The 23,256-nt window shown below is 27.7% G+C and carries 23 protein-coding genes and 1 pseudogene; 21 read left to right on the forward strand and 3 right to left on the reverse strand.

Features of this window, described 5'->3' with window-relative positions; translation table 11 throughout:
* Positions 1 to 119: 119 nt before the first annotated feature.
* A complete protein-coding gene (locus Q0V67_RS10335; protein WP_366938436.1) occupies positions 120 to 422 on the reverse strand; it encodes a transposase in 303 nt (100 codons plus the stop codon).
* 336 nt (positions 423 to 758) lie between these two features.
* Positions 759 to 2,093, reverse strand: coding sequence for a hypothetical protein (locus Q0V67_RS04035; RefSeq protein WP_297597272.1), 1,335 nt, complete (start codon positions 2,091 to 2,093; stop codon positions 759 to 761).
* Positions 2,094 to 2,350: 257 nt separating this feature from the next.
* On the opposite strand from Q0V67_RS04035, the gene Q0V67_RS04040 reads away from it, so the two are divergent.
* The 9 genes from Q0V67_RS04040 to Q0V67_RS04080 all read left to right on the forward strand — a co-directional run bounded on the left by Q0V67_RS04040 (position 2,351) and on the right by Q0V67_RS04080 (position 11,677).
* Positions 2,351 to 3,106, forward strand: a complete 756-nt coding sequence (locus Q0V67_RS04040; protein ID WP_297597273.1) for a hypothetical protein — start codon at positions 2,351 to 2,353, stop codon at positions 3,104 to 3,106.
* A gap of 66 nt (positions 3,107 to 3,172) precedes the next feature.
* A complete protein-coding gene (locus Q0V67_RS04045; RefSeq protein WP_297597274.1) occupies positions 3,173 to 3,730 on the forward strand; it encodes a hypothetical protein in 558 nt (185 codons plus the stop codon).
* Between the two features lie 94 nt (positions 3,731 to 3,824).
* Positions 3,825 to 6,527: a hypothetical protein gene (locus Q0V67_RS04050; protein ID WP_297597275.1), complete on the forward strand. Its 2,703-nt coding sequence runs from the start codon at positions 3,825 to 3,827 to the stop codon at positions 6,525 to 6,527.
* Positions 6,524 to 7,075: a hypothetical protein gene (locus tag Q0V67_RS04055; RefSeq protein ID WP_297597276.1), complete on the forward strand. Its 552-nt coding sequence runs from the start codon at positions 6,524 to 6,526 to the stop codon at positions 7,073 to 7,075. Before Q0V67_RS04050 ends, Q0V67_RS04055 begins: the two co-directional genes overlap by 4 nt.
* 67 nt (positions 7,076 to 7,142) lie before the next feature.
* Positions 7,143 to 7,586: a hypothetical protein gene (locus Q0V67_RS04060; protein ID WP_297597277.1), complete on the forward strand. Its 444-nt coding sequence runs from the start codon at positions 7,143 to 7,145 to the stop codon at positions 7,584 to 7,586.
* Positions 7,587 to 7,605: 19 nt separating this feature from the next.
* Positions 7,606 to 8,016 carry a hypothetical protein gene (locus Q0V67_RS04065; RefSeq protein WP_297597278.1) on the forward strand — a complete coding sequence of 137 codons (411 nt, stop codon included), beginning with the start codon at positions 7,606 to 7,608 and terminating at the stop codon, positions 8,014 to 8,016.
* Positions 8,013 to 8,552, forward strand: a complete 540-nt coding sequence (locus tag Q0V67_RS04070) for a hypothetical protein (RefSeq protein WP_297597279.1) — start codon at positions 8,013 to 8,015, stop codon at positions 8,550 to 8,552. Before Q0V67_RS04065 ends, Q0V67_RS04070 begins: the two co-directional genes overlap by 4 nt.
* Before the next feature lie 10 nt (positions 8,553 to 8,562).
* Positions 8,563 to 11,271, forward strand: coding sequence for a hypothetical protein (locus Q0V67_RS04075; RefSeq protein WP_297597280.1), 2,709 nt, complete (start codon positions 8,563 to 8,565; stop codon positions 11,269 to 11,271).
* Between the two features lie 13 nt (positions 11,272 to 11,284).
* Positions 11,285 to 11,677: a hypothetical protein gene (locus tag Q0V67_RS04080; RefSeq protein ID WP_297597281.1), complete on the forward strand. Its 393-nt coding sequence runs from the start codon at positions 11,285 to 11,287 to the stop codon at positions 11,675 to 11,677.
* Positions 11,678 to 11,890: 213 nt separating this feature from the next.
* Here the strand turns inward: Q0V67_RS04080 and Q0V67_RS04085 are convergent.
* Positions 11,891 to 12,109 (reverse strand): annotated as a pseudogene (locus Q0V67_RS04085) (transposase); the annotation flags it as partial.
* 212 nt (positions 12,110 to 12,321) lie between these two features.
* Here Q0V67_RS04085 and Q0V67_RS04090 point away from each other — a divergent pair.
* The 12 genes from Q0V67_RS04090 (at position 12,322) to Q0V67_RS04145 (ending at position 23,256) form a co-directional block, all read left to right on the forward strand.
* The gene (locus Q0V67_RS04090) at positions 12,322 to 13,458 is read left to right on the forward strand and encodes a 1-propanol dehydrogenase PduQ (RefSeq protein ID WP_297597282.1); all 1,137 of its coding nucleotides are present in this window, start codon (positions 12,322 to 12,324) and stop codon (positions 13,456 to 13,458) included.
* An 18-nt stretch (positions 13,459 to 13,476) separates the two neighbouring features.
* A complete protein-coding gene (locus tag Q0V67_RS04095) occupies positions 13,477 to 14,295 on the forward strand; it encodes a MerR family transcriptional regulator (RefSeq protein ID WP_297597283.1) in 819 nt (272 codons plus the stop codon).
* A gap of 242 nt (positions 14,296 to 14,537) precedes the next feature.
* A complete protein-coding gene (locus Q0V67_RS04100) occupies positions 14,538 to 15,656 on the forward strand; it encodes a hypothetical protein (RefSeq protein ID WP_297597284.1) in 1,119 nt (372 codons plus the stop codon).
* Between the two features lie 2 nt (positions 15,657 to 15,658).
* A complete protein-coding gene (locus Q0V67_RS04105; protein ID WP_297597285.1) occupies positions 15,659 to 15,925 on the forward strand; it encodes a hypothetical protein in 267 nt (88 codons plus the stop codon).
* A gap of 21 nt (positions 15,926 to 15,946) precedes the next feature.
* Positions 15,947 to 16,243, forward strand: a complete 297-nt coding sequence (locus Q0V67_RS04110; RefSeq protein ID WP_297597287.1) for a BMC domain-containing protein — start codon at positions 15,947 to 15,949, stop codon at positions 16,241 to 16,243.
* Between the two features lie 20 nt (positions 16,244 to 16,263).
* Positions 16,264 to 16,563, forward strand: a complete 300-nt coding sequence (locus Q0V67_RS04115) for a BMC domain-containing protein (protein ID WP_297597288.1) — start codon at positions 16,264 to 16,266, stop codon at positions 16,561 to 16,563.
* A 20-nt stretch (positions 16,564 to 16,583) separates the two neighbouring features.
* Positions 16,584 to 18,026, forward strand: coding sequence for an aldehyde dehydrogenase family protein (locus Q0V67_RS04120; protein WP_297597289.1), 1,443 nt, complete (start codon positions 16,584 to 16,586; stop codon positions 18,024 to 18,026).
* Between the two features lie 13 nt (positions 18,027 to 18,039).
* Positions 18,040 to 20,583, forward strand: coding sequence for a choline trimethylamine-lyase (gene cutC / locus Q0V67_RS04125; protein ID WP_297597290.1), 2,544 nt, complete (start codon positions 18,040 to 18,042; stop codon positions 20,581 to 20,583).
* A gap of 15 nt (positions 20,584 to 20,598) precedes the next feature.
* Positions 20,599 to 21,540, forward strand: a complete 942-nt coding sequence (gene cutD / locus Q0V67_RS04130) for a choline TMA-lyase-activating enzyme (RefSeq protein WP_297597292.1) — start codon at positions 20,599 to 20,601, stop codon at positions 21,538 to 21,540.
* Between the two features lie 35 nt (positions 21,541 to 21,575).
* Positions 21,576 to 22,133: a hypothetical protein gene (locus Q0V67_RS04135; RefSeq protein WP_297597293.1), complete on the forward strand. Its 558-nt coding sequence runs from the start codon at positions 21,576 to 21,578 to the stop codon at positions 22,131 to 22,133.
* On the forward strand, positions 22,130 to 22,978 hold the full coding sequence (gene eutJ, locus Q0V67_RS04140) for an ethanolamine utilization protein EutJ (protein WP_297597294.1): 849 nt from the start codon (positions 22,130 to 22,132) through the stop codon (positions 22,976 to 22,978). Before Q0V67_RS04135 ends, eutJ begins: the two co-directional genes overlap by 4 nt.
* Before the next feature lie 17 nt (positions 22,979 to 22,995).
* Positions 22,996 to 23,256: a EutN/CcmL family microcompartment protein gene (locus tag Q0V67_RS04145; RefSeq protein ID WP_297597296.1), complete on the forward strand. Its 261-nt coding sequence runs from the start codon at positions 22,996 to 22,998 to the stop codon at positions 23,254 to 23,256.

Below are 23,256 nucleotides of genomic sequence, written 5' to 3' on the forward strand. Positions count from 1 at the left end.
AGATAATTTAATATTACCCCAACTTGAAGGTTTACACAAATATTTAATTAGACCCCTATTAAAGGATTTTGATCTTCTTTTTTCTTATCGATACTTTGTAAAAGTACTAAAATTTGGAGTTATTCCTCCAATAATTTGATTACTCTTTTCAAATTCACGGCCATTATTGAAAATGCACATTGAATTTCCATGCCAAAAATACCCGCATATATAGCTCTCGTATATCCGTGGTTATTTTTTAATTCAGCGTTCTTTGCTTCTATCATATATCTATTTCTTGCTTTTTCTTTGAAAGCTTCAGTATTTTGAAAATCTTCATATTCTTGATGTGTATGAGACTTAATTGTTACAGAATATGACTTGCTTTCTGCACCCTCCTTGTAACATCCTTCTTTTAAAGAGCATATTTTGCAGTTTTTTATATCAAAGAAGTATGTTTCAACAGCCTGTGTTCCTTCAACTTCTCTTTATCAATAATAACATCATAAAGAGAAGAAAATGGACTTGGTGAAATTTTTTTATTTTGAACTAGCAAGCCGACCTCCGAATTTTTTATTTTAAATATTATATCATAAAAAAACAGGACAAAGACTAAATCTTTATCCTGTTAATTAAACTTGATTTTTTGAGAACTTTTTCAGTGGCCTCGGAATTATTTCCTCCTTTTTGGAATTTATCCTACAATTTTAATAGTATTTATAAAACCAAAGGTTTTTAGAATTAGAAAATTTTAGAAAAAAACTTAAATGTTTTATAATTTAATAAAGTGATTTTTTTATTTTGATAAAATCACTATTTTCAAGAGGAAAAGATAAGTTCATGACAACAATTTCATTATTTAAATTTGTAAAACTTTCAAGATGAATATTCTCAAAAATTAAAATATTTTTGACATTATTATTTTTTAGATAAGCTTTTAAAGCATAAACTGAAACAATTTCTGAAATAAAAATAGCTTCTTTATTTAAGTCTTTTATAGCATTATTAAGAAGAAAAAGTTGTAAAAAATTATAAACAATAATGTTTTTATTAGGTATAACATTAATATTTTTAGTTGGATATACAAACCCTTTTAAAATTAAGAAGAATGTAATTTTGTCTAAAGTATCTATTTGATAATTGTAAAGTTTTTTAAAATAAATTTCGATTAAATTTGTTAAATTGATATAGAAATCTTTATGTTCTTTTTCAAAATTTTTATTAAAAAGATAAAATTTTTTAACTTTGAGAGGGTTTTTAAATTCATCAATAAGTCTAAAACGAGTGACTAAAGCTTTAGTTACATCAATGGGTAAGTTATCAGATAACATAATAAATCCATTTAAATAATCAAGAAATTTCGTAACTTCTTTAACTTTATCTGGATAATGTTTAAATAGATTGTATTCGTTATTTTTATCACAAAAATCTAAAATTAATTTTATTTCATTTTTTAATTGATATAAATTAGAAATATGTTTATTTCGAATTATTCCGATATATATGAGTAATTCAATTTCTAAAATTAGATAAGTATGCTCTATTTTATATCTCTGTTTCATTTTTTTTAAAATAAAATTTTGAATATCTTTAGTTATTATTTGATTAAAACTCTCAAAAAGTGGTGTAAATAAATTCGGAAGATAATTTCGTTCTATAAATAAATTAAAAAGAATAAGATTAAAAAGCTCCTTTTTTTTAAATTCATCTCCAATCAACTCAATTCCTTTAGAATTTAAACTTTGATATTGTAAGTCAAATTTATTTAAAATTATTTTAGCTTCTTCTAAATCTTTTGATAAAACTCTTCTAGAAACATTTAATTCTAAACTTATTTTATTTAAATTAATGATATTTGTTTTAAAAAAATTGAAAAAGATATAGTTAATTCGATCTTTCTTATTGATATCTAAAGAATTTTTTGTTGTACTTATTAAATTTTTTATTTTTTTTAACTCAGTGATATTTTTAGTTTTATAAAAAGAAAATAGTTCTCGTAAATGCCTCCGAATTTTACACTGTGGAATGCATAAAATTTCACTAATTTCTTCTGTAGAATAATTATCATATAATAAGCATTCTAGTATTTTGATATGTTCTTTTGTTATTTTCATAAAATAGTCACCTCAAGTAAATTGAATTTTAATGTAGTGTAGCATTAAATTTATAAAAAATCTATAAAACAATATATTGTTGTTCAAAAATAGTTTAATAAATAAATAAAAAAGCTATAATATTGACAAATAGTGTCTTAAATTTTTATAAATTAGAATTTTTTTAATATTATGATATGAAAAAATATCTAATTTTCAAATTACAAAAAAAATGATAAAGTAGTCACAAACTATCAAATATATATGTGAGGGAAAAAATGTTTTTTAAAAAATATAAAAATAGTATTTTTATAATTTTGTTTATACTTAATTTTTTAAAAGCTTATTCTTTTAGATTAGATAACTTATCTTTTAATGAAAGAATAGATACAAATGAAGGTGGATATCGAGAATTTTATTTAACAAATGATTCTTTAATCCGAAAAAGATATAAGATGAATGTAATAAGTGGAAGTAAGAATGATGGGGCAAAATATGTAGAAGTTTTTCCAAAAGTTATAACAATCAATCCAAAAAGTAAAGGAATAGTAAAAGTTTTTGTTAAAGCTCCAAAAGAAACACCTAAAGGTGAGTACGATTTTAAATTACAATTTCAACCAATAAATATACCGACGTTAGCTCAGAACACTCAAGGAAAAATTGAAGGAACAAGTCATATTATGGTAGCTCCGATACTGCAGATGCAAGCCTACGTGGGAGAGGTTGATTTTACAAAACATTTAAAACTAGAAAATATAAAAGTTTTAAATAATGAAAATGGTGGAATTAGTGTAAAAAGTCTTTTGTCTAATACAAGTTATGCAAGTATAGATTTTGGAGCAGAAGCTTATGGAAAAAATAATTTTTTATACGAAAGTGTGTATGTAGCTGATTTACCAGGAAATACAAAGAATTTAGAAGTAACTTTACATTTTCCAAAAATCAAAAATACGAGAGATTTAAGAAAAATAATTTTTTATAGAACACCATCAAATACAAGAAAAGTAATTAAAGAAATTGAGATATTACAATAGTTAGGGTTAGATATAGTTATAAACTATATTTATTATAAATTATATTTTTAGGAGGATTATATTATTATGAACAAAAAGGTATTAGGGACATTATTTTTATTAACAGCGATTGCATATGGGCAAGATAATAGAGTGATTGTTCCAATTGAGTCAGGGGAGGCTACAGCGAATTTGGCAGTAGAGGTAACTGGACAAGTATTTAGTCCGGCACAAAAATCATTGGTTGTGGAAATTCAATCAGCAGCATCAGCAGATGGAGCAGGTTTTGCATTTAAAATGCCAGCTTTATTTGCAAGTGGAACTGAGGTAAAGACAGCTGAAGGTGTATTCACAGCAAAAGTTTTAACAAATGGAGTGGCAGAAGCTTTTAAAGAGGAGCCAACAGTAGCATTAGTAAAAGGAGGAACGGTTACAGCTGCAAATGGAACAGCGGTAGCAGGAACTCCATCGGGGACGGCAAACGATGTGGAGATAATGTATAATTTAACAGGAGGATTAAATACAGCAAAGACAATTTATAATGGGAAATTAGCTGTTTCAGCTAAAGCTGGAACATTAGTTGGAACGTATGCGGATACATCAGTAGCTTTAAGAGTTGAGGTTTCGGGGCAAACAGGAGCTTAAAATTTAAATAATGAGATAAAGAAGTTGATATTCTTTATCTCATTAAATAAATATAAAGTCTATTTATTTAATGAGATAAAGTTTGGGAGGAAAAGTGATTATTAAAAATATTTTTAGTAAAAATTATATGTTTTTACTAATATTATTGATAATAAAGTCTTTATTAATATATGCACATGATGATATAAGCATAGAGGAATTGATAGACTTAAAAAATCAAAATCTAATAACAAATGAAGAATTTAATATCTTAAAATCAGAAATATTAAAAGAAAATATAGAAGAGGAAAATTTATATGATTTATTAATTGATTCAAAATTAATTTCTAGAACATACAAAATTTATGAAAAAAATGGAAGATATTTTTTTCCAATAAAAGAGTTTTTAAGGCATATAAATTTTAAAAATTATAGGGAAACTAAAAATGAACTTATTCTTTTTCTAGGATCTTCTTTAAGGGAAGTTAAGATAAATTTAAGAGAGGAATATGTATTTCAAGAAAATGATGAGATTTATATAGAGTCAGATAGATTTTCAGATTTTTTTTTAAGAACGTATTCAATTGAGCCTAATGAATACTTAATAAGAATGTATTTATCTTTTGATACTCCTGATGAAGTAATGCAATTATTGGATATATCTAAAAACAAGATTTTAAAAAAGAGTGAAAAAAATGAACTGATATTCAATTCAAAAAGAAAAGCATTTGATTTAGGGTATACACGTATTCAATTAGGAAAAAATTTTGATAAAGAGTTAGGGAAAAATGGATATCAAAATTCTTGGGATGGAAATTTAGGGTATCAAGGTGGACTTCTATATGGTCAAATAACCTCTGAATATAATTTAAAGGATAAAGAATTAAATACAGTTAGATTAGAGTATACAGGTTTATGGAATGGACATAATTTTGATATAGAAAATAGAAGGAATGGAGATGATCGAGAATGGGGATTATCCTTTTATAAAGATAGAGGATTTTATGAAACTGCAGGTGGACAAATTGTAATTAGAGAAAATATTCCTCTAGGAAGTAGAGCAGAATTAATTTATATGGGGACTTCGATAGAAATAAAAGATGAAGAGAATGGTATTGTTGAATTTGAAAATCCTTTAATAAGGTCAGATAGAACGTATACTTTAAAAATTTATGAACCAAATGGAAAAATTTATACAAGAGAAATAAGAACGACACAAGATTATAATTTACAACAAAAGAGACAGTTTGAATATAGATTGGGAATAAATGAGAATAGTTATTACGATAAATTTGAAACAGAATTAAATATTTTTTATGGTATTACTAATAGTCTTACATTAGGTGTGGGTTATTCTAGAAATATAGAGGATATAAAAACTGGAAGAGATGTTACAGGAAATATTAATCAAGAAACAAAATACATAGATAAATTAAAGCTGGATTTAATTTATGGAGGGACTTATAACTCAGTATCTTATATTTTTAGTTTATCAGGGGATCAAGCAATAAATCAATTTGAATCATATGAAGAGATTGGGAATAATAGAAGATATATATCCTCTAACGAAAGATATACCTATAAATATTTAAATCAATTTAATTACTCAAAATGGAGGTTTATTTATGAACATGAAAAATTTGGAATTTTTTATGATGAAATAAAAAAAGATAGAATTGACTTAAAATATGATATATTTAAAAATACAAATATTGGATATGTTTATGAATTTAAAGAATATAGAAAGTCAAAAGATGAAATAGAATATATTACATTTGATAGTGATTATATATGGAATAAGTTTCTATTTACTATAGGAACTTCTTTAGATTTAAATAATAGAGAAGATAATGAATATCGTGTAGGCGCATATTATAGCGGATGGCAAAAATTAACAGGAAGAATAGAAAATACTTGGAGAAAAAATGGTGATGAATATGAAACAAGGATTAGTTTGTATAATAATAATTTTGGAGGATTTCTCGATTTTACAACGGAGTTAGCATACTCAAAAAAAGAAAAAGAAAAAATAAGTTTTAAATTTGCTGTTAAACTTGATAATTGGCTAAGAATAGATACAAATTTAAAAAATGATGGAACTAGAAATCATAGAGTTGGAGTTGATAGAATATTTGATTTAAAAAATCCAACAGTGGATATAGACAACATGAATAGCTCAAGAGTTAAAGTGATTACATTTATTGATAGTAATAATAATGATATTTATGATGCTGGAGATAAAATAGTTCCAGGAGTAGAAGTAAATATTGGAGATAAAAAAGTAGTAACAAATGAAAAAGGAGAAGGTATGTTTTATGGAATAGGAAATGGTATTCTTTATGATATGAAGGTTACAATAAAAAAACCATCCTTTACTTTGGGGAATAATAATATAAAAGTTAGAAGTAATTTTTCTTCTACAATAGATGCGTATATTCCAATAAAACCAATGTTAACATTAAGTGGAAATATTGAAATAGATAAAGAGTTAAAGCTTACTGAAAGTGAAAAGATAGAATTTTATAATGATTTGATAATTGAATTAAAAGACTTTAAAGGAGGAGTGATTGAAACAACAGCTCCTGATAATGAAGGATTATTTGATATAAGTGGATTGTTTCCAGAAGAATACTATATAGAGGTTACTTATGTAGGGACAAAACTTAAATTAAAAAATATCAAAGAAGAGATTCAGCTACATTATTCAGAAGATAGCTCTGTAAATTTTATAATATTAAAAATTAATAATAATAAAATTTCTATAAATTCTTCAGAGTTACAAAATAAGTTCAGCGATTCAAGGAGAAAAGATTTATGAGAAGATTTAAAATATTTATTTTGTTGATTTTATTAATTTATTTTAAAAATATTTTTTCTAATGATAATCTTAATACAGAAATACCCAAAATATTACCGCCTAAAATAGTAAATCAAGAAAATTCAGACGATGATTTTGCTATTCCAGAAATAAAAAAGTCAGGTGAAGATATAGATGGTGAAGATTTAAGGTATTTGGAAAAAACTTATACAGTAATGGTAGAAGCTAAGGTAGATGTTTTTATTCCTTTGGAAGTAGTTTCAGATATTAATATAGAAGAAACAATAATTGGGAATCAAATAAAAGAAATTCCCTTTGAGATTGAATTAAATCGAACTCCTGAAAAAAAAGATTATTATTCTATAAAATATAGTGAAACTGTAATAGATATAGATATGGATGGGAAACCAGACACATATATTTATTCACCAAAATATATTAATGAAAAGATATCAAAAGATAATTATGTAAAAATATATGGTGAAAAGATCACAAAAGAGGGAACTCATCGAAAAAAAATTTATGTAACAGTTGAAGTTGGTGAATAGTAAAAAATTAAGGAAAGAAAAAGAAGTTCAATTTCTTTCCTTTTTCTTTATAAAACTGGAGGAAATGATGAAAAGTAAATTATTAATTTTAGTAGTGTTAATTTATTTTAAAAGCTATGCAGAAATTATATTAAAAATACATGAGCCAATGCGGTTTGAAAATATAAATACCAGAGCAGCAGGTGATGTTATAGTTGGAGAGGGAAGTATAGAAGTTATTTCAGATAATTTAGAAGTTGATAGAGATAAAAAATTTATACTTAAATTTCCCAAAAAAGGATTAATGACTAATAATAAAAGATGGATTGAAATTGATAAATATATGATAGAAGATTCAGATAGGGTATTTAGATTAACTAAAGAAAAGAAACTTATAAAAATATATGCAATAATAGACAGAAAAAAATTAAATAATCAATGGATAAAAGCTGAAGATTTAGAAGGTGAGTATATTGGATATGTTCCTATTATAGTTGAACAATATGGAAAACCAATGAAAAAAATAGATTAAGAAGAGATGGAGAAAGAGAATGAAATGTATGTTAGTAATTTTTTTTGTTTTTTCTAAAATTATGTATGGATATATAAACATATATCCTTCAAAATTTGAAAAAAATATAGAGAATGGAGTTAATGAAACATTTAGATTGTATAATAGGACAGGTAAAGAAATAAGATATAGGATTTATTTAGAGGAAACAGTTGAAAATGATATGACTAAATGGATTGAATTATATCCTAAAAGTATAACCTTAAATCCCCTTGAAGAAAAAGAGGTAAATCTTTTTATAAATCCACCTAAAGATGCAAAGCATGGAAAATATAGATCAAAATTAATTGTAAAAGAAGTGGACATACCTGGGAAAAAAAGATTTGAAAAAGTTAAATTTATGACAATGTTTAAATTAACTATGATTGGTTATATTGGAGAAGATAGATGAAAAAAAGTATAAGAAAAATTAAAATTTTAAGTATAATATTAATTTTATTTTTAGCAATAGCTAATAAAAAAAAAATGATCTCAGTAACTTATGATGATTCTTATTTGGTAAATAAAAATTTATTTGTATATCTTAAAGACAATAAATTTGGAATAATGAATTCTGACAAAAAAGTTTTAGTTCAAAATGAATATGACGAAATTTCGAAATATATTGACAAGATATTTATAGGGGAGAAAAATTTAAAATATGCATTATATAATTTGAAAAATAAAAAAGTATCAAAAAACTATGATTATATAGAGCAAATTGGAGAAAATGAATTTAGGGGTGGAACAGAAGAAATAGGAAAATATGCTTTTTTAAGTGAGAAGATTTCAACAGATGAAAAATATTTAGATGTAATTAATACAAATAAAAATATTTATATTGGATTATTGGAGGATAAAAGAGTAGAAATAATAAATTTAGAATCAAAAAAAATAAAAATATTAGAATTTACTGAATTACAAAAATATTTAGAAAATTTGAACTAGGAGAAGATAAATGAGTATAAAAAATATAATATATACAATGAGTTTCATATTATTGTGGATATTGAATACAAATATAAATTTGGCTTCTCCTCCAGAAGCTCCAAATTATTTAATTACAGAAAATCCATATAAAGAAGTAAAAACAGTAGAGGCTACTAAAAATAGAGATCGTGCTGAAATGAATATAACAGTCAATAAAATTAATACTAATAAATTAACAGGAATAAAAAATTCGAAAGGAAAAGTAATAATTTCTTTCCCTTCCGAAGAATTTGACAAAATAAGAGAAGAAAATTATGAGTATCAAATTTTAAATTCTGATGACATTAATGGAAGTAATACTACTAGAAAAAAAAGAAGTGTACAAACACTTCAAAATCAAAATTTAGATATAGACACAGAAAATAAAATAATATCTATAGATAAAAATGATACTAATAATTTTTATATAGGGAGAAGAAATAGTCAAACTGGAAGTTTTGAGAAAATATGGGATATTAGTGTTCAAATGGAGATAGTTCCAACCTCTTTTGCTGATCAAATTCAATTTTATAGGAAACCATTTGCAGAGGTAATCGAAGTAGGAAATAAAAAGTTATTATGGATTGGGAATTTATTAAGAGTAAATAGAACACAGGGAACTGGATTAGGGAATCCTGAAGATGGAATTGGTTATTACAACTTTTCTCTTGATTCAAGTACAAATAATCCTCAAAATTTAATGTTTATAGGTGCAGCAGGTTCACCAGTTACTGCAGCAAAATTTTTATTTGGAAATGATAGTTTGATAAAAGGGCGTTCATTTGCTGTTAGTAGAGAGAGAGAGTCAGATATAGGATCAGATTTTTATACAACATCAGGACTAAATTCACTTGCCTCATATGGGTTATCTTATCCAACTAAAAAATCAACAGATAATAATTATGGTTGGATTTTAGCTACGAAATTAATGCTCGATGTAACTAATACCTATGATAGAATATTGCAGTATAATGCATATACGATTGTTAATCAATTACCGATAACATTGAGATTTAGACATTGGAATAATACTGCAACAAGTGACAGAGATGAAACTTATACAATAATACCAACAAATGGATTAAGAATTCCAATAAAAATCTCTTTAAAAGAGGATGTAAATGTAAATGGAAATATTGTTGAGATTGGAAGACCTTATTCAATTTATGAAACTATTACCGAAGAAGCTTTAAGTGTAAGTAAAGTCGGGAGGTTACAAAGTATACCAAATACGCCATATACAGATATTCAAGCAATTACATTACCTACGGGTATGGCAATGGCAAAAACTGCCACTGAACTGAGATTTACAAAAACAGTAAGTGGTGTTAAATATGAATTTTATATAGATAAAGAGAAAGAAATTTTTACGTTGATAAACTGGGATGGTAAAGCAATTAATGACGAAATTATAATTGAGACGCCAACGACAATGAAAAAGATTATCCGAATAAAAATATCAGAAAGATTGTCTGAAAATATTGGAGAAATGGTTATAATACTAGATAAAAGATTAAATATAATCCCACAAAGATTACCGGGAGAAACTGGGATTTGGGTGGACGGAACAGGAGTTTTAAGAGAAAAAATCAATGATACAAGATCTCTTGGAGAATTTCCAGAATTAATGAAAGTAGAGGGAGGATATACTTCTAAAACGCCAAATACGCAAATGATAGTTCAAAGTGTAAAAGGGTTGAATAAAAAAAATGTAGCGGGGTCATATGAAGTATGGAGTAGTATAGATGGAGAAAATTCGATAGGACTATTATCTAAAGGAATTCTTTCTGATTATAATTCTTTAACAAAATTGAGAGTTGAATTAGATAAAAATAGACAAACAGAAACTCGCGAAAATGAATTTACTTTGGCAAACGAAGGGAAAACCTATAGTTATGTTGGAAGATTAAAAAAGGAATATATATATGAAGAGATTAAAGCCCAAGCTAGCTTAAATATGAGTGATGTTTCGATAGCACAAGAGTTAAAATGGCACTCAGGAAATACTAACGGAATATCATCAATAAGTAATATAAAATTAAATTTTTTGGGAAATAGTAGAGTTTTTGATACTATAGGAGTAAAGAATGGGCAAAGTATCGTTAATGAATTGGAGGTTACAGGTTCAAAAAGTGGTGTATTAAAAGCAGATAATGGAATACTAACTACGGGAAAAGATATTAAGGTTGAGTATAAGAATCTAGGAATAGAAATTGGTATTAAATCATCTGGAGAATTGTTCATATTAAAAAAAGAAAATAAACCAATAAATGAAATATTTACAATAAAAATTTATTATAAAGCAGCAGGAAAAATTTTTCTAGGACAAATGGAAGTAGATATCTTTAATCAAGGAACAACTTTTGAAATTTTACCAGGAAAAGGAAAATTAGATTTTGGAGATTTTTTTCCAGGTGATATAAAAAAAGCTGAAAGTTTAATAGAGTTTAAAAATCCAACTAATGCAAAAATATTAATAGATTTAAGTTCAACAAATAACAACAATATGTATAGGCAAAACAGTGGAATAACATCTCAAACTACAATACCATTAAAAAATATTCAAGTAAAAGATTTAAAATCAAACTCAGGAAATGTAAATTCTTTTAAAATATTGGGAGAGGCGATAACAACAAAAGATACTGAGAGTGGAGAATATAAAGGGATTTTAGATGTAATAATAACTGTTATACCATGATAAGATAAAAGAGGTGAGAGGAATAAAAAATATTTTCAAATTAATAATTATGCTTTTATTAAATACTTTTTCTTATGGGTTTAAAATAAATGATTTAAATTTTAATGAAAAAATATCAAGAGGAGAAAGTCAAACTAAAGAGTTTATTTTAACAAATAATGATATAAATTCAAAGATTTATAGAATATTAATAGAGGGAGATGAAGATGTGAAAGTAATGCCTAATATTTTAACTATAGATTATTTGTCAAGTAAAAAAATTAAGATAAAAGTAGATGCCAACAAATCAAAAGGAGATTATAGCTATTTTTTAGTAATCAAAGAAATTGAAAAACAGCTAAAAGAACAAGGGGTAGGCATAAATAAAATTGTAAAAATAAAACAATCTTATCAAATTATAGAATAAAATTAATAACAAGATTATGGAATGGCAACCTTTGAGTCTTCTTTAAATTTTGTGTAAACTCTAAAAATTAAGAGTAATATTTTATATTTTTAGGGATGATTTATTTTTAAATCATCCCTTTTTAAATATCAATTTTTAAATATTTTGGTGTAATTTTAATAAAGTGGATGGATTTTCCCACTTTATTAATTTTATAAATTCATACACTTAATTTTAAATTCTTCCTTCAAAATATATTTGGAATTGTGAAATCATTTGTCCCCACTCTCTTTGACGGCTTGTCCATTTTTTGGTAATGTCTTGCGTTGCTAAATAGAGCATCTTTAACAAACTATCATCTGTTGGGAAAACTGATTTATTTTTCGTCACTTTTCTTAATTGTCTATTATATACTTCAATTGTATTCGTTGTATAAATTAAAGTTCTTACTTCTTGAGAATAAATAGCTTTTTTATAATTTGCCCTTCACTTCTTACATGATAATGAATAGCATACTTTTGTAATTTTTTTAGATAATTAATTTTAAGATATACTAAGTCTGCATTTTTTATTTGGTAAAAAAAAGAAAATATGTTAAGATTAAAATATAATTAAATTGGGGTAAATTGGTATTTTTTAACTAAAAGTGTGAGGAGAGTTTAGTTATGAAACGGTTTAATATTGGAACTACTATATATTTTGGAGAAGGGTCTCTAGAAAAATTAAGGGAGTTAGATAATAAAAAGATACTAGTTGTATGTGATGAATTTATAGGGACATCTGATATTTTAAAAAAAGTATTAGAGAAACTAGAAAAATGTGAAGTTTTAGTTTTTGATGAGATTATACCAGATCCTACAATAAAAATTGTTGCAAAAGGTGTGCAGCTTCTAAAGAGAGAAAGGTTTGAGTTGATAATCGCTTTAGGAGGAGGTTCTTCAATAGATGGAGCTAAAGCTATAAGAGAGTATTATAAAAGAATTGATGAAAATGTAAAAATAGATTTTTATGCTATTCCAACAACTAGTGGAACAGGTTCAGAAGTAACAAAGTATTCAGTTATAACAAATGAAAAAGAAAGTTTAAAGTATGCTTTAACAAATGAGGATTTATTGCCAACAATAGCGATATTAGATCCAGAGGTGGTAAAATCAGTTCCAAAAAGTATAACTGCAGATACAGGAATGGATGTACTAACACACGCAATAGAAGCTTACGTATCTAAAGAAGCTTCTGATTTTACAGATGCTTTAGCAGAGAAAGCTTTTGAATTGACTGTAAAAAATTTAGCAAAAGCTTATTTAGATGGAAATGATACGTATGCTAGAGAAAAAATGCATAATGCATCATGTTTAGCAGGACTTGCATTTAATGCAGCAGGACTTGGATTAACTCATAGTTTAGCTCATGTTATTGGGGGAAGATTCCATATTCCACACGGAAAAATAAATGCAATTATACTACCTTATGTAATTAAATTTAATTCAGATATAGATAGAAAATCATATTTAGATTCAGAAAATAAAATTTTAAAAAAATATCAAAAGTTAGGGAAAATAGCTGGTCTTAATGGTGTTAACTCAGTTATCGGAACAAGTAACTTAATAAACTATATTCAAAAATTACAAAAATCTATTGCCATTCCTAAAAATTTAAAAGAGCTAAAAATTGATGGTAGCTTACTTTTACAGGATGTAGAAACAGTTTATGAAATAGTAATGAAGGATATTTGTACAAAAACAAATCCAAAAGAAATTAGTAAAGAGGATATAAGAATATTGCTGAAAGAGATTGTAGGATAGAAGTTTGGGAGTGATAAAATGGAAAAAGCGAAATACTATATTGGAGAAGTTGAAAAAATTTGTGGTATAGCGAAAAAAACTCTAAGGTTTTATGACAAAATAGGACTACTTTCACCCTTTGAAATAAATAATAATGGATACAGATATTATAGTAAAGATAACTTATATACAATACCAGTAATAAAATATTATAAACAGAGTGGATTTACACTAGAGAGTATAAAAAAAGTTATGAATGACTTTAATTGTCAACATATTGAGGAAAGTTTTTCAGAAAAAATAAAAGATTTAGAAGAGATGGAAAGGGAGCTAGTTTTAAAAAAACGTTCCCTTGAGGATTGGAACTCTTTGGTAAAAGAAGCTAGAATAATTTTAGAATACAACTTAACAGATGTGAAAGTAAAATATTTAGAGAAGGATACTTATATTTATCATATTCAAGAGTTCAGTGAAGATTATATAAGTTCTGTAATAAATATAGATTTTACTAATTATATAGAGGAGATAGGAAATGCAATAACAGGTCCTGTTATAATTGAGTTCTCCTCGTTAGAAAGCAAATTAAAAGGTGAAACTCAAAAAGTAAGAATACTCCAAAAAAATCTTATAAAGTGTGATTCGGAACTTTTAACTGATTTTGGAGGAAAACTTGTTGTTTCTTGTTATCATATTGGTTCTCATAAAATTATAAAAGAGACCTATAAAAAGATTTGTGATTGGGCAAAGCTTCATAACTATAAGCTTGAAGATTGTTGCTATGAAAGATATGTGATGGATTATTGGACCACAAAAGATGAAGCGAAATTTGTAACAGAGATAATAATGAGTATAAAATAATAAAGGTTCCACTAAGGTGGAATGTAAAAAACAGGTTGGCAACTTAGATTGTTAACCTGTTTTTTTAATTATAAAAGTTCTAAAAACGAAAAAATAGGGTTATATACAAAAAATAAAAATTAAAATAGTACATATTTTTTTATTGACATTAGATATATGTGGAAGGTTTATACTTATATTATAACAAGGAAAAAATAGTAAATTCCCCAATTTATTATTAAAAAGAGTGACAAGGAGGAGTTATGCCAGAAATAATATTGAATGAGACGGCAGAAGTTGAGATTTTAGAAAAAGAAGTAAAAATTGTAGCTCTAAAGGAACAAAGTAAAAATAATTTTTTAAAAAAGGGTATTAAAATTGGATTATTTTCAGGAATGACTTATGGTATTTATACAGCTTTTTTAACTTTAGGAATGACTAAAGGGATTTGGGCAGATTGGTATGGTCAGAATTTGGAAGGACTTTCAACTTTTGTAATCGTATATTTATTAGCAGCATTAGGAAATGCAATAAATGATACGTGTAGCGCATTTTGGGCTTTAGGTAATGCTGGTTATCAAGGAAAACTTGGTGATTTTGTGAGAACATTAAATACAAAACCTGGAAGAATGCTTATGTTAGCAGCAATGCTAGGAGGACCAATAGCTGGAACATCTTATGTGATAGCCCTTCAAATGGCAGGATCAATAATAGTTCCAATATCAGCGCTTTGTCCTGCAATAGCAGCAATTTTAGGAAAAATATTTTATAAACAAGAGATTAATAAAAGAATGACTTTTGGAATTTTAATATGTGTATCAGCAAGTTTTTTAATAGGAAGTACAAGCTTTGTTGGAGAGGAGATTTCAACAGAAGTTTTACTAGGGATTATAATAGCAATAATAGCGGCTTTTGGTTGGGGCTTTGAAGGATGCATTGCAGGATATGCATCAGCTATGGTGGATCCACAAATTGGAATATGTGTTAGACAGTTAACTTCAGGACTTACAAATATATTTATAGTTTTGCCAATACTTGGATTTTTAAGTGGAGATGTAACAACTTCAATAACACTTACTATGAAAGCTTTTTCTAGTTCGCCAGCGATGTTTTGGTTTATATTAAGTGGACTAGCAACATTTATATCTTTTACAGCGTGGTACACAGGAAACAGTATGTGTGGAGCAGGACTTGGAACAGCATGTAATGGAACATACTCATTCTTTGGGCCATTCTTCTGTTGGTTATTCTTAGGAGTTATTGTTGGAATAGATGGGTGGGCTCTTCCTATGGTAGCTTGGATTGGAGCAATAATAATGGTTATTGGAATCTTAATAATTGCAGTAAATCCTTTAGAATTCTTAAAAAATAGGGAGGAATAATTATGATGCCACTTAACTATGCAATATTAAAGTATTTTACAAAACATGGGAGCTCATCTGTTTATGAGGTGATGGAATCTTTAAAAAAGGATTATAAAAATTTTAAATCTTTCAATAAGAACTCTGTAATAAATGCTTTGATGACAGCTGAAGCAAATGGATTAATAGAAGAAATAAATGCAGATTTAGACGAAAATGGGAATTTAGTTTTATACTATGAAGCTAATAAAGAAAGTAAGGATGTAATCAATAGTTTTATAAAAGATTAATAATTAAGTTTGGAGGATAAAATGAAATATTATGGAAATGAAGCTTTAGGGTTAGTTGAAACACTTGGACTCGTTCCAGCTTTAGAAGCAGCAGATAAGATGTTAAAAGCTGCTAATGTTGAATTAGTATCTTATGAAAATATTGGGTCAACACTTGTCACTGTAATGGTAAAAGGAGATGTAGCAGCAGTTAAAGCAGCGGTTGAAGCTGGGGCAGCGGCAGCGGCGGCAGTGGGAAAATTAACAGCTAAGAATGTCATGCCAAGGCCTATAAGTGAGATTGGAAAAATAGTAACAGTTCATGATATAGATCAATAATCAAAGGGGAGTTGACTTGGATGTTAAGAAGAGAAGCAATAGGATTAATAGAAACATTTGGATTAGTTTTTGCCTTAGAAGCAGCAGATGCTATGTGTAAAGCAGCAGATGTGGAGTTAATAGGATATGAAAATGTGGCATCTGGATACATAACTGTTATAGTTACAGGAGATGTAGGAGCTTGTAAAGCAGCAGTAGATGCAGGAGTGAATGCAGTAACTAATATGGAGGATGGAAATCTATATAGCTCAATAGTTATAGCTAGACCACACGGTGATATACAGAAGATAATTGATAAATATGCTATTCCAAACTTATAAAATAAGAGGTGGAATTAAAAATGACTATAATAGATAATGATCTACTTTCTATGCAAGAAGCTAGAATAATAGCTGAAAATTCTAAAGAGGTCCAAAAGGTTTTAAAAACTTTTTCTCAAGAACAATTAGATAGCGCTATAGAGAGTATAAATAGAAAATTAAAGGGAAATATTAACCAGATAGCTTTTGAACTTTATGAAGAGATTGATTTTGGAGTAAAAGAGGATAAGGTTATTAAATTAAATCTACTTTTGGAAAATGTTATTGAAAAAATTAAAGATATGAGATGTGTGGGGATTATATCTCAAGACAACAAAATATCTAATATTGGAGTTCCTGTTGGAGTTATTGTAGCATTTTGCTCTGAGAGTAATCCAATATCAACACTTATTTATAAGGTTTTAATAGCTATAAAATCTGGGAATTCAATAATTTTTAATCTACAAAAAAATTCAAAAAAAACAATGATAAAAACCTTGGATTTAATAACGGAAGCAGCAGAAGAGGTCGGGTATCCAAAGGGAGCTATTTCATATTTAAGTAGAATATCTCTAAATGGAACAAAGGAACTTTTAAATCATAATGGGGTAGATTTAATTTTAAATACTGGAGTAGAAGAGATTCTGCCAGAGATTTATAAAAGTGGAAAAACTTTAGTTTATGGAAGTAGTGGAAATACTCCTGTATTTATTGAAAAAACTGCTGATATAAAAAAATCTATTTTGGATATAGTTATAAGTAAAACTTTTGACAATGGAGTTATGCCAGGAGCAGAGCAAGCAGTAGTTGTAGATAAAAATATTTTAAACGAAGTAATAAAAGAGTTTGAATTAAATGGGGCTTATTTTTTAAATGAAACTGAAAGTGAGAAAATAAAAAATCTTATATTTGATTCAAACGGTAATTTTAAAAAAATATATATTGGAAAAGATGCACAGTTTTTAGCTCAACGAGGAGGAATAACTGTTCCAAAAGATACAAAGATACTTATTTCAAAGGAGAAATACGTATCTTTAGACAATTCATTTTCTAAAGAAAAATTATGTCCTATACTTTCATTTTACATAGAAGATAATTGGATGAGTGCTTGTGAAAAATGTATAGAAATTTTACTAAATGAGAAGCAAGGGCATACTTTGGTAATTCATTCCAAGGATGAAAATATAATAAGAGAATTTTCTTTAAAAAAACCTGTGGGAAGAGTTTTAGTTAACACATCTGGAAGTTTTGGAAGCATGGGAGGAACAACAGAGTTATTTCCGTCAATGACATTAGGATGTGGAGTTATAGGAAGAGGAATGACCTCAGACAATGTTTCTCCAATGAATCTTATATATATAAGAAAAGTTGGTTATGAAGTGAAAAGTTCTGAAGATTTGCTAGAAAAATATAAAGATAAAAAAGATGAAGAGCAAGAGATATTAAAAAGACTAGAGGAAATATTAAGAGATATTCTATCTTAAGGAGTGTAATAATATGGAAATTCGAGAATTTTTAAATAAATTTATGAAAGCTACTGAAAATATGTCAGTAGAGGAAAGAGAAGCTTTACTTAAAATGTTTCAAGGTGTAAGTCATGAAATAAAAGGTGAAAATTATGAAAAAGAAAATTATAACTACACTAATGAGTGTAAAGGAATTCCTGAAAAAATAACTGAAAGATTAGCAAGACTAAAGGGAAACTACTTAAAACAGATTCCATCAATAACTATTCACAGAGCTAAAATTTTAACAAAAATAGCTAAAGAGAACCCAGGACTTCCAAAAGCAATATTAAGAGGAAAGAGTTTTAAATATTGTTGTGAAACAGCACCTCTTATGATTCAAGATGGAGAACTAATTGTAGGATCACCAAATGGAGCTCCAAGAGCTGGTGCATTTTCTCCGGATATAGCTTGGAGATGGTTAGAAACTGAATTAGAAACAATTTCAAAAAGACCACAAGATCCATTCTATATATCTGAAGTTGATAAGCAAACTTTAAAAGATGAGATATTTCCATTTTGGGCAGGACGATCACTGGATGAATATTGCGAGCAACAATTCCGTGAAGCTGGACTTTGGGAATTATCAGGAGAATCTTTTGTTTCAGATTGCTCATATCATGCTGTAAATGGAGGAGGGGATTCAAATCCAGGTTATGATGTGATTTTAATGAATAAAGGTATGCTAGAGGTAATTAAAGAAGCTAATGAAAAGTTAGAAACTTTAGATTATGCTAATCCAGAGGATATTGAAAAAATATATTTTTATAAATCATTAATAGATACAGCTGAGGGAGTAATGATATATGCTAAGCGTATATCAGAATATGCTGCTCAATTAGCTGCAAAAGAGTTAAATCCTAAAAGAAAAGCTGAGCTTTTAAAAATATCAGAGATAAATGCAAGAGTTCCAGCTCATAAACCTGAAACATTCTGGGAAGCAGTTCAATCAGTATGGACTATTGAATCACTTTTAGTTGTAGAGGAAAATCAAACTGGAATGTCAATTGGACGTGTGGATCAATATATGTATCCAATGTTTAAAGATGATATTGAAAGTGGAAGAATGTCAAAATATGAAGCTTTTGAAATAGCTGGATGTATGTTAATTAAAATGTCAGAGATGATGTGGATAACTAGTGAAGCAGCGTCAAAATTCTTTGCTGGATATCAACCTTTTGTAAATATGTGTCTCGGAGGAGTAACTAGATCAGGAATGGATGGTACAAACGATCTTACTTATCTGCTAATGGATGCAGTAAGACATGTTAAAGTTTATCAACCTACTATCTCTTGTAGAATTCACAAATCATCATCACATGAATATTTAAAGAAAATTGTCCAACTGATAAAAGCTGGTCTTGGATTCCCTGCTTGTCACTTTGATGAAGTACATATAAAGATGATGTTAGCTAAAGGAGTTTCAATTGAAGACGCAAGAGATTATTGCTTGATGGGATGTGTTGAACCTCAAAAATCAGGAAGATTATATCAATGGACATCAACAGCTTATACTCAATGGCCAATTTGCATAGAGTTAGTTTTAAATAATGGAGCAACTCTATGGTATGGAAAAAAAGTTTGTCCAGATTTAGGAGATGTAGATAGATATAAAACTTATGAAGAGTTTGAAGAAGCTGTAAAAGATCAAATAAAATATATAACAAAACTTTCGAGTATAGCTACTGTTATAACTCAAAAGGTTCACAAAGATTTGGCTCCAAAACCACTTATGTCAATAATGTATGAAGGATGTATGGAAAAAGGTAGAGGAGTAGAAGCCGGAGGAGCTATGTATAACTTTGGTCCTGGAGTTGTATGGAGTGGGCTGGCAACTTATGTTGATTCAATGGCAGTTATTAAAAAACTTGTATTTGAAGATAAAAAGTATACTTTAAAAGATATAAAAGATGCATTGAAAGCTGACTTTATAGGGTATGAAACTTTAAGAAAAGATTGTCTAGCAGTTCCAAAATATGGAAATGATAATGACTATGTAGATTATATAGCAACAGATTTGATTAACTTTACAGAAAATGAGCATCGTAAATACAAAACTCTTTATTCTATATTAAGTCACGGAACACTTTCTATTTCAAATAATACTCCTTTAGGACAGATAACAGGAGCTACACCAAATGGGCGTAGAGCTTGGACTCCACTTTCAGATGGAATAAGTCCTACTCAAGGAGCAGATACAAAAGGACCTACTGCAATAATAAAATCTGTTTCTAAAATGGCATGTGATAGCATGAACATTGGAATGGTTCATAACTTTAAGTTAATATCTGGTTTACTTGAAACTCCTGAGGGAGAAAACGGAATTATAACACTGTTACGTAGTGCTTGTGCTTTACAATTAGGTGAAATGCAATTTAATTATTTAGATAATGAAACTTTACTTGCAGCTCAGAAAAATCCTGAAGCTTATAGAGATTTAATAGTTCGTGTTGCTGGATATAGTGCTTACTTTGTTGAGTTATGTAAAGATGTACAAGATGAAATTATAAGTAGAACAGTGTTAACACACTTCTAAAATTTGGAGAAACTTATGGAAAATAACCATTTAGAAAGAAAAGCAAGAATTTTTAATATTCAAAAATACAATATGTATGATGGACCTGGAGTAAGAACTTTAATATTTTTTCAAGGATGTCCTTTAAGGTGCAAATGGTGTGCAAATCCAGAAGGATTAGAAAAAAGATGCAGAGTTATGTTTAAAAGTAACAACTGTATTGATTGTAATAGGTGTAAAGATGTTTGCCCTGTTGAAATCCATAGTGTAAGTATGAATAATACTCATATCATAGATAGAACAAAACAGTGTATAGGTTGTAGAAAATGTGAAAAAGAGTGTAACCAAGAGGCTTTAAAAATAGTTGGTGAAGATAAAAAAATATCAGAACTGTTAAAAGATATAGAGGAGGACCGTACATTTTATGAAATGTCAGGTGGTGGTGTAACTTTAGGTGGTGGAGAGGTTTTAATGCAACCTGAAGCAGCTATAAATCTGTTGATGGCTTGTAAAAATGTTGGACTAAATACAGCAATAGAAACTTGTGGTTACACAACTTTAGAGGTAATAGAAAAAGCTGCTGAATATGTAGATTTATTTCTATTTGATATAAAACAAATAGATTCAGATAAACATTTTCATTGGACTGGGGTTAGAAATGAAAGAATTTTAGAAAATTTAAAATATCTTTTAGAAAATAAGTATAACGTAGAGATTAGAGTTCCATTAATAAAAGGTGTAAATACTGAAAATGATGATATAGAAAATCTAATTAAATTTTTATTATCATATAAAGATTATAAAAATTTAAAAGGTATAGATTTATTACCATATCATAAAATGGGTGTAAATAAATATGAACAACTAGGTATGAACTACGAGATGAAGGGTGAGTTCCAATTAACTAATGATGAATTAGACCAAATGGAAAATTTAATAAAAAAATATGATTTACATGTCAGAGTTATACGTCATTAATTACTAGTTGTTTAAAACTATAGAGGGTGGAAGAGATGCTTAAATTTATAACAGAGGAGTATCTGAGAGAGCTATATAGAAAAGAGTCTTTTGAGTGCTTCCAAATAGAGGAGAACCAAAGGTTAACTCCTGGAGGAAGACAGTATTTATTAGACAAAAAAGTGAGAATAGAAAATTTTGATGAAAATAAAAAAAAGACTCAAGTTGTTTTATATAAAAAAAATATTTATAAACTTAGAAGTTTAGAGATGGAAATCTACTCTTTGGTTAGTGAACTTTTAAATAAAAATATAAAAGTTGCTGCAGAAATTTTAGAAATAGGTAAAGTCTTGAAAAATGTATCAGATACTCTAGAGGGGAAATGTGAGCTCTTAAAGCTTCAAGAGGAGATATCTTGTAGTGAGAGCCAAGAGCCAAATGAAAGTTATCTATATTTTAAAAATGGAAGATATATATATTCTTTAAAAAAATTAATTTTTGAACTACATATTTGTAAAGAGCTATTTGTAAAAAATGAGAATATTACAGAAAATGTTGATTGGATGATTAGTAAAATAGAAAGAATATTGCTTCATATTATGGAGGAGTTATGAGTTTAGAAAAAATTATAGATTTTGATTATTGTGATAGCCTAGTATCTGAGTTTGAAAAAGTTATAAAAAATCCAAAATTAACAAAATCATCTGTTTATTATACAGGAGTAGACTTAGGAACAGCTTGCGTAGTGTTGGCAGTTTTAGATGAAAACTACACCCCAGTAGCAGGAGCTTATAGATATGCAGATGTTGTAAAAGATGGAATGGTAGTTGATTATATCGGTGCTATAAGAATAGTTAGAGAGTTAAAAAAAGAGATTGAAGATAAATTAAATACAGAACTTTTATACGCAGCTGCAGCAATTCCACCAGGAACAGATCGTATAGATGGTGGAGCTATTAAAAATGTAGTTCAAGCAGCAGGGTTTGAATTGACAAATCTTTTAGATGAACCTACAGCAGCAAACCAAGTTTTAAAAATAAAAAATGGTGCAGTAGTTGATATTGGTGGTGGAACTACAGGAACTTCAATATTGAAAAATGAAGAGGTTATATCAGTTGCAGATGAAGCTACAGGTGGAACACATTTTTCTTTAGTAGTTTCGGGAACATATGGAAAATCTTTTAAAGATGCTGATGAGTTTAAAAGAGATGTAAGAAATCATAAAGAGTTACTTCCTGTTCTCAAACCTGTTATCGAAAAGGTAGCTTCAATAATAAATGGTCATATTGCAGGGTACCATGTTGAAAATATAGTTTTAGTTGGAGGAACGGCTTGCTTAACAGGAATAGAAGAGGTTATTCAAAAAAATGTTAAAGTAAATGTATACAAACCTAAAAACCCTATGTTTGTGACACCGTTAGGAATAGCTTTAAGTTGCACACAAGAGATATTAGATTAAAGTTATAGGGAGAAAAAATGATTATAGCAAAAATAATAGATAATGTTTGGGCAACAAGAAAAGCAGATGAACTAAATGGTTTGAAATTTATGCTAGCAGAAGAGATTGATGGGACTTCAACGGGAAAAAGAGTAGTAGCAGTAGACGTTATTGGAGCAGGAATAGGTGATAGAGTTATTATAAGTGCAGGTTCTTCAGCTAGGGAGATGATCGGAAGAAGTGTTCCAGTGGATGCTGTTGTAGTTGGAATAGTTGATGAAGATTGTAAGTTAAAATAG

Origin of the sequence: uncultured Cetobacterium sp., assembly GCF_947072685.1 — a bacterium.
Classification (GTDB): domain Bacteria; phylum Fusobacteriota; class Fusobacteriia; order Fusobacteriales; family Fusobacteriaceae; genus Cetobacterium_A.

Bases quoted from the DNA above. Each gene is read 5' to 3' on its own strand.
- Q0V67_RS04035 (WP_297597272.1), bottom strand. From the start codon at position 2,093: ATGAAAATAACAAAAGAACATATCAAAATACTAGAATGCTTATTATAT.
- Q0V67_RS04040 (WP_297597273.1), top strand. From the start codon at position 2,351: ATGTTTTTTAAAAAATATAAAAATAGTATTTTTATAATTTTGTTTATA.
- Q0V67_RS04045 (WP_297597274.1), top strand. From the start codon at position 3,173: ATGAACAAAAAGGTATTAGGGACATTATTTTTATTAACAGCGATTGCA.
- Q0V67_RS04055 (WP_297597276.1), top strand. From the start codon at position 6,524: ATGAGAAGATTTAAAATATTTATTTTGTTGATTTTATTAATTTATTTT.
- Q0V67_RS04060 (WP_297597277.1), top strand. From the start codon at position 7,143: ATGAAAAGTAAATTATTAATTTTAGTAGTGTTAATTTATTTTAAAAGC.
- Q0V67_RS04065 (WP_297597278.1), top strand. From the start codon at position 7,606: ATGAAATGTATGTTAGTAATTTTTTTTGTTTTTTCTAAAATTATGTAT.
- Q0V67_RS04070 (WP_297597279.1), top strand. From the start codon at position 8,013: ATGAAAAAAAGTATAAGAAAAATTAAAATTTTAAGTATAATATTAATT.
- Q0V67_RS04075 (WP_297597280.1), top strand. From the start codon at position 8,563: ATGAGTATAAAAAATATAATATATACAATGAGTTTCATATTATTGTGG.
- Q0V67_RS04090 (WP_297597282.1), top strand. From the start codon at position 12,322: ATGAAACGGTTTAATATTGGAACTACTATATATTTTGGAGAAGGGTCT.
- Q0V67_RS04095 (WP_297597283.1), top strand. From the start codon at position 13,477: ATGGAAAAAGCGAAATACTATATTGGAGAAGTTGAAAAAATTTGTGGT.
- Q0V67_RS04100 (WP_297597284.1), top strand. From the start codon at position 14,538: ATGCCAGAAATAATATTGAATGAGACGGCAGAAGTTGAGATTTTAGAA.
- Q0V67_RS04105 (WP_297597285.1), top strand. From the start codon at position 15,659: ATGATGCCACTTAACTATGCAATATTAAAGTATTTTACAAAACATGGG.
- Q0V67_RS04110 (WP_297597287.1), top strand. From the start codon at position 15,947: ATGAAATATTATGGAAATGAAGCTTTAGGGTTAGTTGAAACACTTGGA.
- Q0V67_RS04115 (WP_297597288.1), top strand. From the start codon at position 16,264: ATGTTAAGAAGAGAAGCAATAGGATTAATAGAAACATTTGGATTAGTT.
- Q0V67_RS04120 (WP_297597289.1), top strand. From the start codon at position 16,584: ATGACTATAATAGATAATGATCTACTTTCTATGCAAGAAGCTAGAATA.
- cutC (WP_297597290.1), top strand. From the start codon at position 18,040: ATGGAAATTCGAGAATTTTTAAATAAATTTATGAAAGCTACTGAAAAT.
- cutD (WP_297597292.1), top strand. From the start codon at position 20,599: ATGGAAAATAACCATTTAGAAAGAAAAGCAAGAATTTTTAATATTCAA.
- Q0V67_RS04135 (WP_297597293.1), top strand. From the start codon at position 21,576: ATGCTTAAATTTATAACAGAGGAGTATCTGAGAGAGCTATATAGAAAA.
- eutJ (WP_297597294.1), top strand. From the start codon at position 22,130: ATGAGTTTAGAAAAAATTATAGATTTTGATTATTGTGATAGCCTAGTA.
- Q0V67_RS04145 (WP_297597296.1), top strand. From the start codon at position 22,996: ATGATTATAGCAAAAATAATAGATAATGTTTGGGCAACAAGAAAAGCA.